Here is a 13,277-nt window from a genome sequence, read left to right as displayed (position 1 = left end):
AGCACCGCTCTCATGAGGAATCGGGGCTACCCGGCGGACAGCGGGGGCCATACTGTCGCGGGCGACGACGGCACGTGTGCCGGGCGTTTCCTCCCTACTCTCAAGGCGCCGCCGCCCCCCGGGGCGCGGCGTTTTTTTTGCCTTCCGCCGGCCGGCCCGTGACGGCCGTCACAGCGCTGGGCGCCCGGTGATGGCACAGTGGCACGATGGCGGGCACCCACCGCCCCTATTGCATAAAATTATCGACAAATGCATCGGTGATTGGTAGCGAAGGGTGGGCGGGCGACCTCCGTGCGGGTGAGGAAGAAGACGCGTCATGGCCAAGACCACCGAAACGCCCCCCTTCGTGCGCCACCATGACACCGCGCGCGCCCTGGTGCGCACCTTTCACGAATCGGTCGAGCCCCATCTGGCGACCAAGGGCGCGATCTCCCGGGACGAGATGACCCGCGCCTTCGCGGTGATGATGGAGCAGTGGCCGCGCGTGCTGCCGCTGTTCGCCCGGACTTGCCAGACCTGCCTCGCCCGCCCCGCCGCACCCGGCGCGCCCCGTGACGGGCATGCCCCGCCGGCCTGCGGCGCCGGGTGCGGCGGGGGGGCCGCGCCGGGCACCGCCATCCTGCCCGATGGTGCGCTGGATGGTGTGGCGGACGGGGTGGCAGCGGACGGGGTGCCAGCGGACGGGCGGCGGCGCGACTACGTCACCCGGCTGATGTTCTGCACCGTGCTGGGCGCCCTGCCCGACGAGTTCGACCCGCTCACCGGCGCGGTGTTCCCCCGGGTGGTGGCGCCCGGCCTGCAGACCACCCTGTCGGCCCTGTTCTACGAGAAGGAATGGGAGGCGATGAACGAGGACGCGGTCGCCGTGTTCCGCGAGATCGGCACGGAGAGCGACGCCCAGGTGTGGGACCGCATCCGCCGGCACGCCACCCTGCCGGCGATCACCGGCGCCGTGTTCGTGCGGATCCTGCTGCGCTTCAAGCAGTTCCACTTCCAGCGGCAGTCCTTCGTCCGGCGGATGGTCGACGTCCTGCGTGAGAAGCGCTTCGCCTTCACCGACGGGCATTTCGACCGGCTGTTCGAGGCGATGTTCGGCCATCTGCGCACGGAGCTGGCGAGCGAACTGGGGCGGGCGCGGATCGACGTGCGTTACGGCGACGAGACGGCGGGGCACCTGCTGCGCATCTTCGACCAGTTCGACACCCGGCGCATGGAAGCCGGCCTGCCGGTGCGCACGATGGGCGGGGCGCTGCGCCCGCCCATCCGGCGCTGAGCCGCTCCCGCCCGCCGCCGGAACCCGCCGACGGAACCACCGCCCCCGGTCGCCGGTTTCCGGAGACGTGGCAAAGGTGGAGGTGGGAGATGGCTTCCAAGGACGGTGGACGAACGTCGAACCGTGGCTTCGCGTCGATGGATCGTGACCGGCAGCGGGCGATCGCCAGCAAGGGCGGGGAAAGCGTGCCGGCTGCCAAGCGGAGCTTCTCGAAGGACCCGGCACTCGCCGCCGCGGCCGGCCGCAAGGGGGGGCGCAGCGTGCCGGCCACCTCGCGCAGCTTCTCGAAGGACCCGTCCCTGGCGGCCGAGGCCGGCCGCAAGGGGGGGCAGGCCAGCCATGGCGGCCGCGGCACCGAGCCGGCGACCGACCCTGGCGACTGACCCCGGCCGGGGAGCCCCGGCGCGGGGGCCCCCGGCGGCGGGCCGCCCCGGGCTTGAAGGCGCCCCCCTTCCCGGCGGGACGGGGGGCGTCCCGTCAGGACGCCAGCTTGTCGAGCTCGCGCAGGATCGAATCGCCCATCACGGTGGTCGAGCAGCGGGCCATGCCCGGCGCCATGATGTCGGTGGTGCGCATGCCGCCGCCCAGCACGTTCTGCACCGCCTTCTCGATCAGGTCGGCGTCGCCGCCGAGATCGAAGGAGTAGCGCAGGGCCATCGCGAACGACAGCATGGAGGCGATCGGGTTGGCCAGGTCCTTGCCGGCGATGTCGGGGGCCGAGCCGTGCACCGGCTCGTACAGCGCCTTGCGGTTGCCCTGGGCGTCGGCGCCGCCCAGCGAGGCCGACGGCAGCATGCCCAACGAGCCGGTCATCATCGCCGCCTCGTCGGACAGGATGTCGCCGAACAGGTTGTCGGTGACGATGACGTCGAACTGCTTGGGGTTGCGCAGCAGCTGCATGGCGCAGTTGTCGGCGTACATGTGCTCCAGCGTCACGTCGGAGAACTGCTCCGCGTGCAGGGTGATCACCTCCTGGCGCCACAGGCGCCCGGACTCCATGACGTTGGCCTTTTCCACCGAGTGCAGCTTGTTGCCGCGCTTGCGGGCCAGTTCGAAGGCCACCGAGGCCACCCGGCGGATCTCCGACGTGGTGTAGACCTGGGTGTTGATGCCGCGGCGCTCGCCGTTGGGCAGGTCCTCGATGCCACGCGGGTCGCCGAAATAGATGCCGCCGGTCAGCTCGCGCACGATCATCAGGTCGAGGCCGCGGATGACGTCCGGCTTCAGCGTCGAGGCGTCGATCAGCGCATCGAAGACCACCGCCGGGCGCAGGTTGGCGAACAGCCCCAGCTCCTTGCGCAGGGCCAGCAGGCCCGCCTCGGGACGGATGGAGAAGTCGACGTTGTCCCATTTCGGGCCGCCGACGGCGCCCAGCAGGATCGCGTCCGCCGCCTTGGCGTCGGCCAGGGTCGCGTCCGACAGCGGCACACCATGGGCCTCGATGGCGGCGCCGCCGACCAGACCTTCCGTCACGTCGAACGGAACGCCGCGCTTGCGGTCCATCCAGTCGATGACGCGGCGCACCTGCCGCATGACCTCGGGACCGATACCGTCGCCGGGGAGGAAAAGGATCTTCTTGGGGGCGGCCATCTTACGCAGGCTCCGCTTTCTTGATGTCTCTGGGGTCGGATGGGTGGCCGGGCGCACGGCGCGCCCCGCGTTCGGTGGGGGCGGTGCCGGCTGGCCCGCCCCCGGGCATCACATGGCCAACCAGGGCTGCTGGACGCGGCGGCCGGCCTCGAACGTGTCGATCGCCGAAACCTGCTGAAGCGTCAGGCCGATGTCGTCCAGTCCGTTGAGCAGGCAATGCTTGCGGAACTGATCGACGTCGAAGGGGATGCGGCCGCCGTCGGGGCCGGTGATCTCCTGCTTCTCCAGGTCCACGCTGACCACCGCGTTGGCGCCGCGGCCGGCGTCGTCCAGCAGCAGGTCGACCTGCTCCTTGGGCAGCCGGATCGGCAGGATGCCGTTCTTGAAGCAGTTGTTGTAGAAGATGTCGGCGAAGCTCGGCGCGATCACGCAGCGGATGCCGAAATCCAGCAGCGCCCACGGCGCGTGCTCCCGCGACGAGCCGCAACCGAAATTGTCGCCGGACACCAGGATCTTGGCATTCCGGTAGGCCGGCTTGTTCAGGACGAAGCTGTCGACTTCGGTTCCCTCGGGGGTGAAGCGCATCTCCTCGAAGAGGTGCTTGCCCAGTCCCGTCCGCTTGATGGTCTTCAGGAACTGCTTGGGAATGATCATGTCGGTGTCGACGTTGATCATCGGCAGCGGAGCGGCAACGCCCGTGAGTACGGTGAACTTTTCCATCGCAATACCTGTCGCGCGCGAAATTTCGGCAAAGCGCCGATAGCACTCCGGTGAATAGCAGACTGCGCGCGCCGACGCCAGTGGGAGCGCGCCGCCCATTCCGTACGACGGAAGGGTCGCGGGGGCGCGCCCGGCCGCGACTCGTCTCTGGAATGAGGGGCCGGGTTGTGGTGTTAATTCCCCCGAGGTCTCCCAGACGCCGAGCCACCGCCCCATGAGCATGACCGACGAGACGGTGATCGCCCCGCCCTCCGCCCACCGGGGGCAGGCGTCGGCGCCAACGGGTCCCGCGCCGGCGCCGCCGGTGGTGGCCGTGCTCGTCCCCTGCTTCAACGAGGAGGCGGCGATCGCCGCGGTGGTGCGCGATTTCCGCACCGCCCTGCCCGGCGCCACCGTCTACGTCTACGACAACAACTCCGCCGACCGCACCGTCGAGGCGGCGCGGGCGGCCGGCGCGGTGGTCCGGCACGAGCCGCTGCAGGGCAAGGGCAACGTGGTGCGCCGCATGTTCGCCGACATCGAGGCCGACGTGTACGTGCTGGTCGACGGCGACGACACCTACCACGCGGCCGCGGCGCCGCTGATGGTGCAGCGGCTGTGGACCGACCAGCTCGACATGGTCAACGGCGCGCGGATCACCGACATCGTCACCGCCTACCGGCCCGGCCACCGCTTTGGCAACCGCATGCTGACCGGCATCGTCTCCGCCATCTTCGGGCACCGCATCCAGGACATGCTGTCGGGCTACCGGGTGCTCTCGCGCCGCTTCGTGAAGAGCTTCCCGGCGCTGTCCTCTGGCTTCGAGACGGAGACCGAGCTGACGGTCCACGCGCTGGAGCTGCGGATGCCCGTGGCCGAGGTGAAGACCCCCTACAAGGACCGCCCCGCCGGGTCCGCCAGCAAGCTGCGCACCGTGCGCGACGGCGCCCGCATCCTGCGCACCATCCTGGTCCTGGTGAAGGAGGAGCGCCCGCTGCCGTTCTTCGCGGCCACCGCGGCCGTCCTGATGCTGGCGGCCTTCGTCCTGGCCGCGCCGCTGATCGCCACCTACCTGCACTCCGGCACCGTGCCGCGCATCCCCACCGCGATCCTGTCGGTGGGGATGGTGCTGTCGGGCCTGCTGGCGTTTGCCTGCGGCCTGATCCTCGACACCGTCACCCACGGCCGGCGCGAGTTCAAGCGGCTGCGCTACCTCACCATCCCCGCCCCGGGGGTGTGCCCGCCGGAGGCCGGCCGGTGAACGCGCCCGACCGCCGGGCCCTGCGCCGCCTCGCCGGCCAGTTCGCCGCCTTCGGCCTGGTCGGGGTGGCCGGGCTCGCGGTCGACGTGGCGGTGCTCTACGCCCTGCTCCACGGCCTGGGGCTCGCCGCGTCCGGCGATCTGGGGTTCCTGGCGGCCCGGGTGCCGTCCTTCCTCGCCGCGGCGACCGCCACCTGGGCGCTGAACCGCGCCTTCACCTTCCGCGCGGCTCCGCCCGCCCCGCTGTGGCGCCAATGGGCCACCTTCATCGCCGCCAACTCCGTGGGCGGTGCGGTCAACTACGCCGTCTACGCCGGCTGCATCGCCTACGGCGCGCCGTTCCCGGGGCACCCCGAACTGGCGGTGGCGGCGGGCTCGCTGGCCGGCATGCTCCTCAACTTCACGGCCGCCAAGACGCTGGTCTTCCGCGGCGCGTGAGGCGGCCCATGGACTCGGCGCGGCGCTCCGCCATATAAGGGCGGTCATGATGCGCGATTTCCTGAAAATGCACGGGCTCGGCAACGACTTCGTCGTGATCGACGCACGCCGCGACCCGTTCACCCCGGCCGAGGCCACGGTGCGGGCCATCGCCGACCGCAGGACCGGCGTGGGCTGCGACCAGTTCATCGTGGTCGAGCCGGCGCGCAGCGCCGACGCGCTCGCCCTGATGCGCATCCGCAACGCCGACGGCGGCGAGGTCGAGGCCTGCGGCAACGCCGCGCGCTGCGTCGGCTGGCTGCTGATGGAGGAGACCGGGGCCGACCACGTGCGGTTCGAGACGGCGTGCGGGCCGCTCGACGCCTGGCGCGCCGGTCCGGAATCCGTCACCGTCGACATGGGACCGGCCCGGCTCGACTGGGACGCCATCCCGCTGGCCCGCGCCGCCGACACCCTGCACCTGCCGCTGGCCCAGGACGGCGTCGCCGACCCGGTGGCGGTGAACATGGGCAACCCCCACTGCGTGTTCTTCGTCGACGACGCCGAGGCGGTGGACGTGGCCGGCATCGGCCCCGGCCTGGAGCACCACCCCCTGTTCCCTGGGCGCACCAATGTGGAGTTCGCCACCGTGCTCGGCCGGTCGCTGATCCGCATGCGGGTGTGGGAGCGCGGCGTCGGCATCACCCGGGCCTGCGGCACCGGCGCCTGCGCCACCCTGGTGGCGGCGGCCCGGCGCGGCCTGACCGGCCGCAAGGCCGACGTGGTGCTGGACGGCGGCACCCTGACCATCGAGTGGACCGAGGCCGGCCACGTGCTGATGACCGGCCCGGTGGCCGTCGCCTTCACCGGCCGCCTCGCGGCCGGCCTGCCCGATGCCTGAGATCAGCCGCTGCAGGCCATTGCGCCGCTGGAGTTGGACATGCTGAAGGACATCGTTTCCGCACGCCCGCTTGAGGGCCACCGCCTGCATCTCCGGTTCGAGGATGGTGTGGAGGGGTGCGTCGACGTGGCCACGCTGGTGCCCTTTCTCGGGGTGTTCGCCCCGCTGGCCGACCCGTCCGCATTCGCCGCCGTCCGTGTGGACCCGGACCTTGGAGCGGTCGTCTGGCCAGGCGGAGCGGATCTCGACCCGGATGTTCTCTGCAGCGCCATCACCGGCAGCCCGTTGCCCGGCGGGGAGCGCGCCCGGCATGCCTGACCACGCGACCACGCGCAGCGCCGAGCCCGAGATCGTCACCTTCGGGTGCCGCCTCAACACCTACGAGTCCGAGGTGATGCGGGCGCACGCCCGCGGTGCCGGGCTGGAGAACCTGGTCATCGTCAACACCTGCGCGGTGACGTCGGAGGCCGAGCGCCAGGCCCGCCAGGCGATCCGCAAGCTGCGCCGCGAGAACCCGCAGGCGCGCATCGTCGTGACCGGCTGCGCCGCGCAGATCGACCCGGCGCGCTACGCCGCCATGACCGAGGTCGACCAGGTCCTGGGCAACCAGGAGAAGCTGCAGCCCGAGAGCTGGGGCCTGCCGCCGGCCGAGAAGGTGGTGGTCAACGACATCATGTCGGTGACGGAGACCGCCGGGCACCTGATCGGCGGCTTCGAGGACCGCGCCCGCGCCTTCGTCCAGGTCCAGCAGGGCTGCGACCACCGCTGCACCTTCTGCATCATCCCCTACGGACGCGGCCCGTCGCGCTCGGTGCCGCTGGGGGCGGTGGTGGACCAGGTGCGCGCCCTGGTGGCGGCCGGCTACACCGAGGTGGTGCTGTCGGGCGTCGACATCACCAGCTACGGCGCCGACCTGCCCGGCACCCCGACCCTGGGGCAGACGATGCGCCGCCTGCTGGCCTGCGTGCCAGACCTGCCGCGGCTGCGCCTGTCGTCCCTGGACTGCATCGAGATCGACGACGACCTGTGGCGCCTGATCGCCGAGGAGCCGCGGCTGATGCCCCACCTGCACCTGTCGCTGCAGGCCGGCGACGACCTGATCCTGAAGCGCATGAAGCGCCGCCACAGCCGGGCCGACGCCGTGGCCTTCTGCGAGCGGGTGCGGCGCCTGCGCCCCGACATGGTGTTCGGCGCCGACCTCATCGCCGGCTTCCCCACCGAGGACGAGGCGATGTTCGCCAATTCGCTGGCGCTGGTGGAGGAGTGCGGGCTGACCTGGCTGCACGTGTTCCCCTACAGCCCGCGCCCCGGCACCCCGGCGGCGCGCATGCCCCAGGACAACGCGCCGTTCCGCAAGGAGCGCGCGGCGCGCCTGCGCGCGGCCGGCGCCGCCGCCGTGCGCCGCCACCTCGACGCCTGCGTCGGCCGCACCGCCAGGGTGCTGGTGGAGAAGGACGACCTGGGCCGCACCGAGCACTTCACCGAGATCCGCCTGGGGGCGGCCTTCGCCCCGGGCACCCTGGTGCCGGCCGTGGTCACCGGCCACGACGGCGAACGCCTGACCGGCCGCCCCCTCGCCGGCACCTTGATGGACGGCGCCCGGGGCGCCTCATTGGACGGCGCCCGGGGCGCCATGATCGACGGCGCCCGGGGCGCCATGATCGACGGCGCCCGGGGCGCCATGACCGCCGCGACTGGGAGTGTCGAGCACCAATGATTTTGCGCTGGTTCGGCCGCAAGAAGCCCGAGGACGACACCCCCGCCGCCGCCCCCGACACGGTGGAGGCCGCGGACGCGGCGCAGGCGTTCCAGCCCGCCGCGCACCCGCAGACGCCGGAGCTGCCGGAGGACCTGCCGCCGCCCCCCGCCGTCGAGACTCCCCCGCCCGAGCCCATCGCCCCGTCCGACGCTGAGAGCGCGCCGGAGGAGGAGGCCGTGGCCGAACCCGAGGAGCCCGCCGCGCCGGTGGCGGTGCCGGCCGCCGCCCCCGCTGCCGCCCCCGCCCCGGCCCCCGCCCCGGCCGAGGAGCCGAAGAAGAAGGGCTGGTTGTCACGCCTGCGCGACGGGCTGTCGAAGTCCTCGTCCAAGCTGACCGACGGCATCTCCGGCATCTTCACCAAGCGCAAGCTGGACGACGAGGCGCTGGAGGAGCTGGAGGAGCTGCTGATCACCGCCGACCTCGGCCCGGTCACCGCGGCGAAGATGACGGCGGAGCTGGCGCGCACCCGCTTCGGCAAGGAGATCAGCCCCGACGAGGTGAAGCGCGCCCTGGCCTCCGAGGTCGCCAAGATCGTGCGGCCCGTGGCCCGGCCGCTGACCGTCGACACCACCCGCAGGCCCCACGTCATCCTGGTGGTGGGCGTCAACGGCACCGGCAAGACCACGACCATCGGCAAGCTGGCCCGCCAGTTCCGCGACCAGGGCCACAGCGTCATGCTGGCCGCCGGCGACACCTTCCGCGCCGCCGCGGTCAGCCAGCTCAAGATCTGGGGCGAGCGGACGGGTTGCCCGGTGGTGGCCAAGGACACCGGGGCGGACGCCGCCGGCCTCGCCTTCGAGGCGCTGGAGCGCGCCCGGCGCGAGGGTGTGGAGGTGCTGCTGATCGACACCGCCGGCCGGCTCCAGAACAAGGCCGGGCTGATGGAGGAGCTGAAGAAGATCGTCCGCGTCATCAAGAAGCTGGACGACACCGCCCCCCACTCCACCCTGCTGACGCTGGACGCGACCACCGGCCAGAACGCCCACAACCAGGTCGAGGTGTTCCGCGACATGGTCTCGGTCGGCGGGCTGATCCTGACCAAGCTGGACGGCTCGGCCCGGGGCGGCGTGCTGGTGGCGCTGGCGGAGAGGTTCGCGCTGCCGGTCCACGCCATCGGCGTCGGCGAGGGGGTCGAGGACCTGAGCCCCTTCGACGCCGACCAGTTCGCCCAGTCGCTGATGGGGCTGGAGACGCGCTAGGCGCGCTCCAGCGCGAATAATTCGTCAGGCGCGAGCTTGAGGGTGGCGGGCGCGACATAAGCTGCTGAAATCGTGTATGGTTTTGGTGCTGAAACAAAGCCACTACGGATCAACGGAGTTGGCGCCCGCCATGGCGGAAGGCACCGGGATTCTGCCGGGTTCGTCACCTGTTGGTGGCAAGCCGGTCCACGCCACCTGCGACGGCGGCCACCTCACGTCGGATGCCGGCGTGCTGCTCCTTGCGGAGGCCGACCGGCGGCTCGGCGTCAGCGAACGCCTGGCGCCGTGCATCGAGGACCCGCGCGATCCCGAGCGCATCCGGCACGGGATCGCGGAGATGATCCGCTTCCGGGCGCTGCTGATATCCCGCCGCAGCCGAAGGGGCGGTGCCCCAGATCGCGCCCGTTCCCGCAACCAACAAACCCGCGAGAAGGCGCCCCAAGGCGCGACAGCTCAGCTCGCCCAAAACGTGCGCTCCGGCATACCCTCATGACTGATTCGGGCTGGCGTTCGTAAGCTCGATGCGCCATATGACCATCTATATGGTCAGGAGCGTGAGATGAAAGTGATCAATCTGGCAGATGCCAAGGCTCATTTGAGCGAGTTGGTCGACCGGGTCGAGGCGGGCGATTCAATCGATATCACCCGCCGCGGCAAGCCGGTCGCTCGGCTGACCGCCGTGGCCAAGCCGCGCAAGCCGATCGACGCAGCACTGCTTCAATCGTTGACAGCTGCGATGCCGCCCCAGTCTCAGAGCGCCGCCGATCTCGTCCGGTCGATGCGGGATGGCGATCGCTACTGATGCTCTATCTCGACACGTCACTGATCGTCGCCGCGCTCGCCAACGAAGCAATGACGGCGCGTGTTCAGGCATGGTTGGCCGAGCAGAACCCGGCGCAGCTTCTTATCAGTGATTGGACCATTACCGAGATCTCCTCGGCCATGGCGATCAAGCTGCGGACCGGGCAGATCAGCCTAGAACAGCGCGCAGCCGCGCTTGCCATGTTCAACAAGCTCGTCGCCGAGAGCTTCACTGTACTGAACCTCTCGGGCGGGCAGTTTCGGACGGCGGCGAGGTTTGCCGATCAACACACCTTAGGGCTCCGCGCCGGAGATGCGCTGCATCTTGCCGTCGCGTCGGAACATGGAGCCACATTGTATACGCTGGACCAACGGCTTGCCGAAGCGGGACCCGCGCTTGGCGTGCCGGCTCAGTTGCTGGCATGAGCCAGCATGAGACTAAATGACTTCTTATAAGATTTTTACAATGGCCGATGAGAACACGGCGCCACTGGATGAAAAGGAACCAGCCCGAACAATTCATCAGGCGCGGGATTGAGGGTGGCGGGCGCGGCATAAGCCGCTGACATCGTGTATGGTTTTGGTGCTGAAACAAAGCCGCCACGGATCAACGGAGTTCGCGCCCGCCATGGCGGAAGGTGCCGGTATTCTGCCGGGTTTATGACACGCCTGGAGAACCTGCGGGGTGGCGCTCAAGCGCATGATGGCGGCCATGGTGGGCCTGTTCTGCGACAGCTTCGCGGCCGTGCCGTGGCGCGTCGTGCTCGACAGCGAGGACACCGAGGAGCGCATCCACGGCCCCCAGCGGCTCTCGCTGTTCAACGCCCATGACGACGGGCACGGCTTCCTGCCCATGCACATCGACGAGGCCACCACCGGCAAGCCGGTCGCCGTCATCCTGCGCCCCGGCAAGACGCCCCTCGCGCCCAAGACGTCGTGCTGGCGTGACGCCCAGTTCGACACCATCCGCGTCGCCTTGATCAAGCATGGCCTTGCTGGCCGAGCGCGCCGCAAAGATCCCGCCGTAGCCGAAGGGCCGTGCGCCCCCGATCGAGCCCGTCCCCGCAATCAACAAACCCGCGACAACGCACCCCAAGGCGCCCCAAGGCGCCACAGCTCAGCTCGCCCAAAACGTGCGCTCCGGCATACCCTCATCACTGATTCGGGCTAGAACTCTACTCCGCGCCGCCGCCGCGGCGGCCGCTCCAGCGCCTTCGCGAGGTCGGCCAGGCTGGTGAGGTTGTGCACCGGGCGGAACTCGTCGACGTGGGGCATCAGCGCCCGCACGCCTGAGGCCTTTGGCGCGAAGCCCTCCCAGCGCAGCAGCGGGTTCAGCCAGACCAGGCGGCGGCAGCTCTTGTGCAGGCGCTCGGCCTCCGCCGCCAGCCCCTCCCCGGCGTCGCGGTCCAAGCCGTCGGTGATCAGCAGCACCACCGCCCCCTGCCCCAGCACCCGGCGCGCCCAGACCCGGTTGAACTCGTGCAGGGTGGCGCCGATGCGGGTGCCGCCGGACCAGTCGGGCACGCTGGCCGACACGGCGTCCAGTGCCACGTCGACGTCGCGCTGGCGCAGGTGCCGGGTGATGTGGGTCAGCCGGGTGCCGAAGACGAAGCTGTGCACGCGGTCGCGGTCGTTGGTCACGGCGTGCAGGAAATGCAGCAGCATGCGCGAGTAGCGGCCCATGGAGCCGGAGATGTCGCACAGCGCCACCAGCGGCGGCGGCCGGCTGCGCCGGCGCGACCGCGCCAGCTCCGCCACGTCGCCGCCGCTGCGCAGCATGCGCCGCAGGGTGGCCCGGGGGTCGACCCGGGGACCGCGCGGGTCGGGGCGGTGGCGGCGCGTCGTCGCGGCGGCCAGCGGCAGGGCGAGGCGGGCCAGCAGGCGCTTGGCCTCGGCCAGCTCCTCGCCGGACATCTTCTCGAAATCCTTGCCCTGCAACAGCTCCCGGTCGGAGACGGTGAGCGCCGCCTCCAGCTCCACCTCGGTGGTTTCCGGCAGGGGCTCCTCGTCGTCGCCCCCGGGGCCCTTGAGCGCCTCGGCCAGGCGGCGGGCCAGCGCCTTGCGGTCGTCCATCGGCACCGCGCGCAGGCCGGGCAGCATCATGCCCATCATGCGCTTGAGCAGGTCGGGGTTGCGCCAGAACACGTGGAACGCCTGGTCGAACAGCGGACGCTGGTCGCGCCGGTTGACGAACACCGCGTGCAGCGCCCAGTAGACGTCGCGCCGGTTGCCGACCCCCACCGCCTCCAGCGCCTCCACCGCCTGCAGCACCCGGCCCGGCCCGACCGGCAGGCCGGCCACGCGCAGGGCGCGCGCGAAGTGCATGAGGTTGGCGACGAGCCGGGTGTCGCCGACCGGGGAGGTCGACGCGCTCATGGGGCGCGGCCGGCCGCCAGCTCGGTCTTCACCTGGGCCAGCAGGCGGGCCGCCTCGCTGCCCTGGATGCGGGCGATGTCGTCCTGGTACTTCAGCAAGGTGCCCAGGGTGTCGTTGATGGTCGCCGGGTCGAGCTCGAGCTGGTTCAGCTCCACCAGCGCCTGGGCCCAGTCCAGGGTCTCCGCGACTCCGGGCGCCTTGTAGAGGTCCATGGCGCGCAGCCGCTGCACGAAGCCGACGACCTGGGCGGCCAGCCGCGCCTCCGCGCCCGGCGCCTTGACCCGCAGGATCTCCCGCTCGCGCTCGGCGCCGGGGTAGTCGACCCAGTGGTAGAAGCAGCGCCGCTTCAGGGCGTCGTGGATCTCCCGGGTGCGGTTGGAGGTGACGATCACCACCGGCGGCTCCGGCGCCCTGATCGTGCCGTACTCGGGGATGGTCACCTGGAAGTCCGACAGGATCTCCAGGAGGAACGCCTCGAACGGCTCGTCGGTGCGGTCCAGCTCGTCGATCAGCAGCACCGGGGCGCCGCCCGGGTCCGGCTCCAGCGCCTGGAGCAGCGGCCGCTTGATGAGGAAGGCCTCGGAGAAGAGGTTGGCGGCGAGCGCGTCGCGGTCGCGGTCGCCGGCCGCCTCGGCGAGGCGGATCTCCATCATCTGCCGGGCGTAGTTCCACTCGTAGACGGCGGCCGCGACGTCCAGCCCCTCATAGCATTGCAGACGCACCAGGCGGCGGCCCAGCGTGGCCGACAGGACCTTGGCGATCTCGGTCTTGCCGACCCCGGCCTCGCCCTCCAGGAAGAGCGGCCGCTTCAGCTTGAGGGCGAGGTAGAGCGCGGTGGCCAGCGCCCGGTCGCCGACGTAGTCGCCGCGGGCCAGCAGGTCCAGGGTGGCGTCGACGGAGGTGGGGATGGGTGTGGGCATCGGGCAAGGGTAACCGCGGGCGGGACAAAGGCAAAGGGGTCGCCCCCCTCACCCGCGACGGCGCGCGGGAGAGGGGGGCGCC

At 71.1% G+C, this 13,277-nt stretch carries 16 protein-coding genes; 12 read left to right on the top strand and 4 right to left on the bottom strand.

The features are described 5' to 3' along the window. The first annotated feature begins 316 nt into the window (after positions 1–316). Complete coding sequence (locus AC6H2I_RS12235; RefSeq protein ID WP_497500916.1) at positions 317–1,273, top strand: hypothetical protein; 957 nt, start codon at positions 317–319, stop codon at positions 1,271–1,273. A gap of 89 nt (positions 1,274–1,362) precedes the next feature. Next, positions 1,363–1,656: a con-10 family general stress protein gene (locus tag AC6H2I_RS12230; RefSeq protein WP_497500915.1), complete on the top strand. Its 294-nt coding sequence runs from the start codon at positions 1,363–1,365 to the stop codon at positions 1,654–1,656. Between the two features lie 94 nt (positions 1,657–1,750). Here the strand turns inward: AC6H2I_RS12230 and leuB are convergent, their stop codons facing one another. Then, a complete protein-coding gene (leuB, locus tag AC6H2I_RS12225) occupies positions 1,751–2,863 on the bottom strand; it encodes a 3-isopropylmalate dehydrogenase (RefSeq protein WP_497500914.1) in 1,113 nt (370 codons plus the stop codon). 108 nt (positions 2,864–2,971) lie between these two features. Next, complete coding sequence (leuD, locus tag AC6H2I_RS12220; protein ID WP_497500913.1) at positions 2,972–3,583, bottom strand: 3-isopropylmalate dehydratase small subunit; 612 nt, start codon at positions 3,581–3,583, stop codon at positions 2,972–2,974. Positions 3,584–3,797: 214 nt separating this feature from the next. Between leuD and AC6H2I_RS12215 the strand changes: the two genes are divergently transcribed. From AC6H2I_RS12215 to AC6H2I_RS12170, 10 genes are all read left to right on the top strand, one after another. Further along, the gene (locus tag AC6H2I_RS12215; RefSeq protein WP_497500912.1) at positions 3,798–4,823 is read left to right on the top strand and encodes a glycosyltransferase family 2 protein; all 1,026 of its coding nucleotides are present in this window, start codon (positions 3,798–3,800) and stop codon (positions 4,821–4,823) included. Continuing rightward, positions 4,820–5,260 (top strand): GtrA family protein, encoded by a 441-nt coding sequence (locus AC6H2I_RS12210; protein ID WP_497500911.1) that lies wholly within the window; start codon positions 4,820–4,822, stop codon positions 5,258–5,260. Before AC6H2I_RS12215 ends, AC6H2I_RS12210 begins: the two co-directional genes overlap by 4 nt. 46 nt (positions 5,261–5,306) lie before the next feature. Continuing rightward, positions 5,307–6,140: a diaminopimelate epimerase gene (gene dapF / locus AC6H2I_RS12205; RefSeq protein ID WP_497500910.1), complete on the top strand. Its 834-nt coding sequence runs from the start codon at positions 5,307–5,309 to the stop codon at positions 6,138–6,140. A gap of 39 nt (positions 6,141–6,179) precedes the next feature. Then, positions 6,180–6,458: a DUF2442 domain-containing protein gene (locus AC6H2I_RS12200; protein ID WP_497500909.1), complete on the top strand. Its 279-nt coding sequence runs from the start codon at positions 6,180–6,182 to the stop codon at positions 6,456–6,458. After that, positions 6,451–7,857 carry a tRNA (N(6)-L-threonylcarbamoyladenosine(37)-C(2))-methylthiotransferase MtaB gene (gene mtaB / locus AC6H2I_RS12195; RefSeq protein ID WP_497500908.1) on the top strand — a complete coding sequence of 469 codons (1,407 nt, stop codon included), beginning with the start codon at positions 6,451–6,453 and terminating at the stop codon, positions 7,855–7,857. The genes AC6H2I_RS12200 and mtaB overlap by 8 nt, the downstream gene beginning before the upstream one ends. Continuing rightward, on the top strand, positions 7,854–9,098 hold the full coding sequence (ftsY, locus tag AC6H2I_RS12190) for a signal recognition particle-docking protein FtsY (RefSeq protein WP_497500907.1): 1,245 nt from the start codon (positions 7,854–7,856) through the stop codon (positions 9,096–9,098). Before mtaB ends, ftsY begins: the two co-directional genes overlap by 4 nt. A gap of 76 nt (positions 9,099–9,174) precedes the next feature. Next, positions 9,175–9,591, top strand: coding sequence for a transposase (locus AC6H2I_RS12185; RefSeq protein ID WP_497500906.1), 417 nt, complete (start codon positions 9,175–9,177; stop codon positions 9,589–9,591). 66 nt (positions 9,592–9,657) lie between these two features. Further along, on the top strand, positions 9,658–9,900 hold the full coding sequence (locus tag AC6H2I_RS12180) for a type II toxin-antitoxin system Phd/YefM family antitoxin (protein WP_497500905.1): 243 nt from the start codon (positions 9,658–9,660) through the stop codon (positions 9,898–9,900). Continuing rightward, entirely contained in the window at positions 9,900–10,325 is a 426-nt protein-coding gene (locus AC6H2I_RS12175) for a type II toxin-antitoxin system VapC family toxin (protein WP_497500904.1), read from the top strand. Before AC6H2I_RS12180 ends, AC6H2I_RS12175 begins: the two co-directional genes overlap by 1 nt. 259 nt (positions 10,326–10,584) lie before the next feature. Then, positions 10,585–11,070: a transposase gene (locus AC6H2I_RS12170; protein ID WP_497500903.1), complete on the top strand. Its 486-nt coding sequence runs from the start codon at positions 10,585–10,587 to the stop codon at positions 11,068–11,070. Here the strand turns inward: AC6H2I_RS12170 and AC6H2I_RS12165 are convergent. Then, positions 11,067–12,275: a vWA domain-containing protein gene (locus AC6H2I_RS12165; RefSeq protein WP_497500902.1), complete on the bottom strand. Its 1,209-nt coding sequence runs from the start codon at positions 12,273–12,275 to the stop codon at positions 11,067–11,069. The two genes, AC6H2I_RS12170 and AC6H2I_RS12165, sit on opposite strands and share 4 nt — an antisense overlap. Further along, complete coding sequence (locus AC6H2I_RS12160) at positions 12,272–13,195, bottom strand: AAA family ATPase (RefSeq protein ID WP_497500901.1); 924 nt, start codon at positions 13,193–13,195, stop codon at positions 12,272–12,274. The genes AC6H2I_RS12165 and AC6H2I_RS12160 overlap by 4 nt, the downstream gene beginning before the upstream one ends. Positions 13,196–13,277: the final 82 nt, after the last annotated feature.

Source organism: Azospirillum sp. NS33 (genome assembly GCF_059703765.1).
This window is presented reverse-complemented; position numbering and strand designations above follow the sequence as displayed.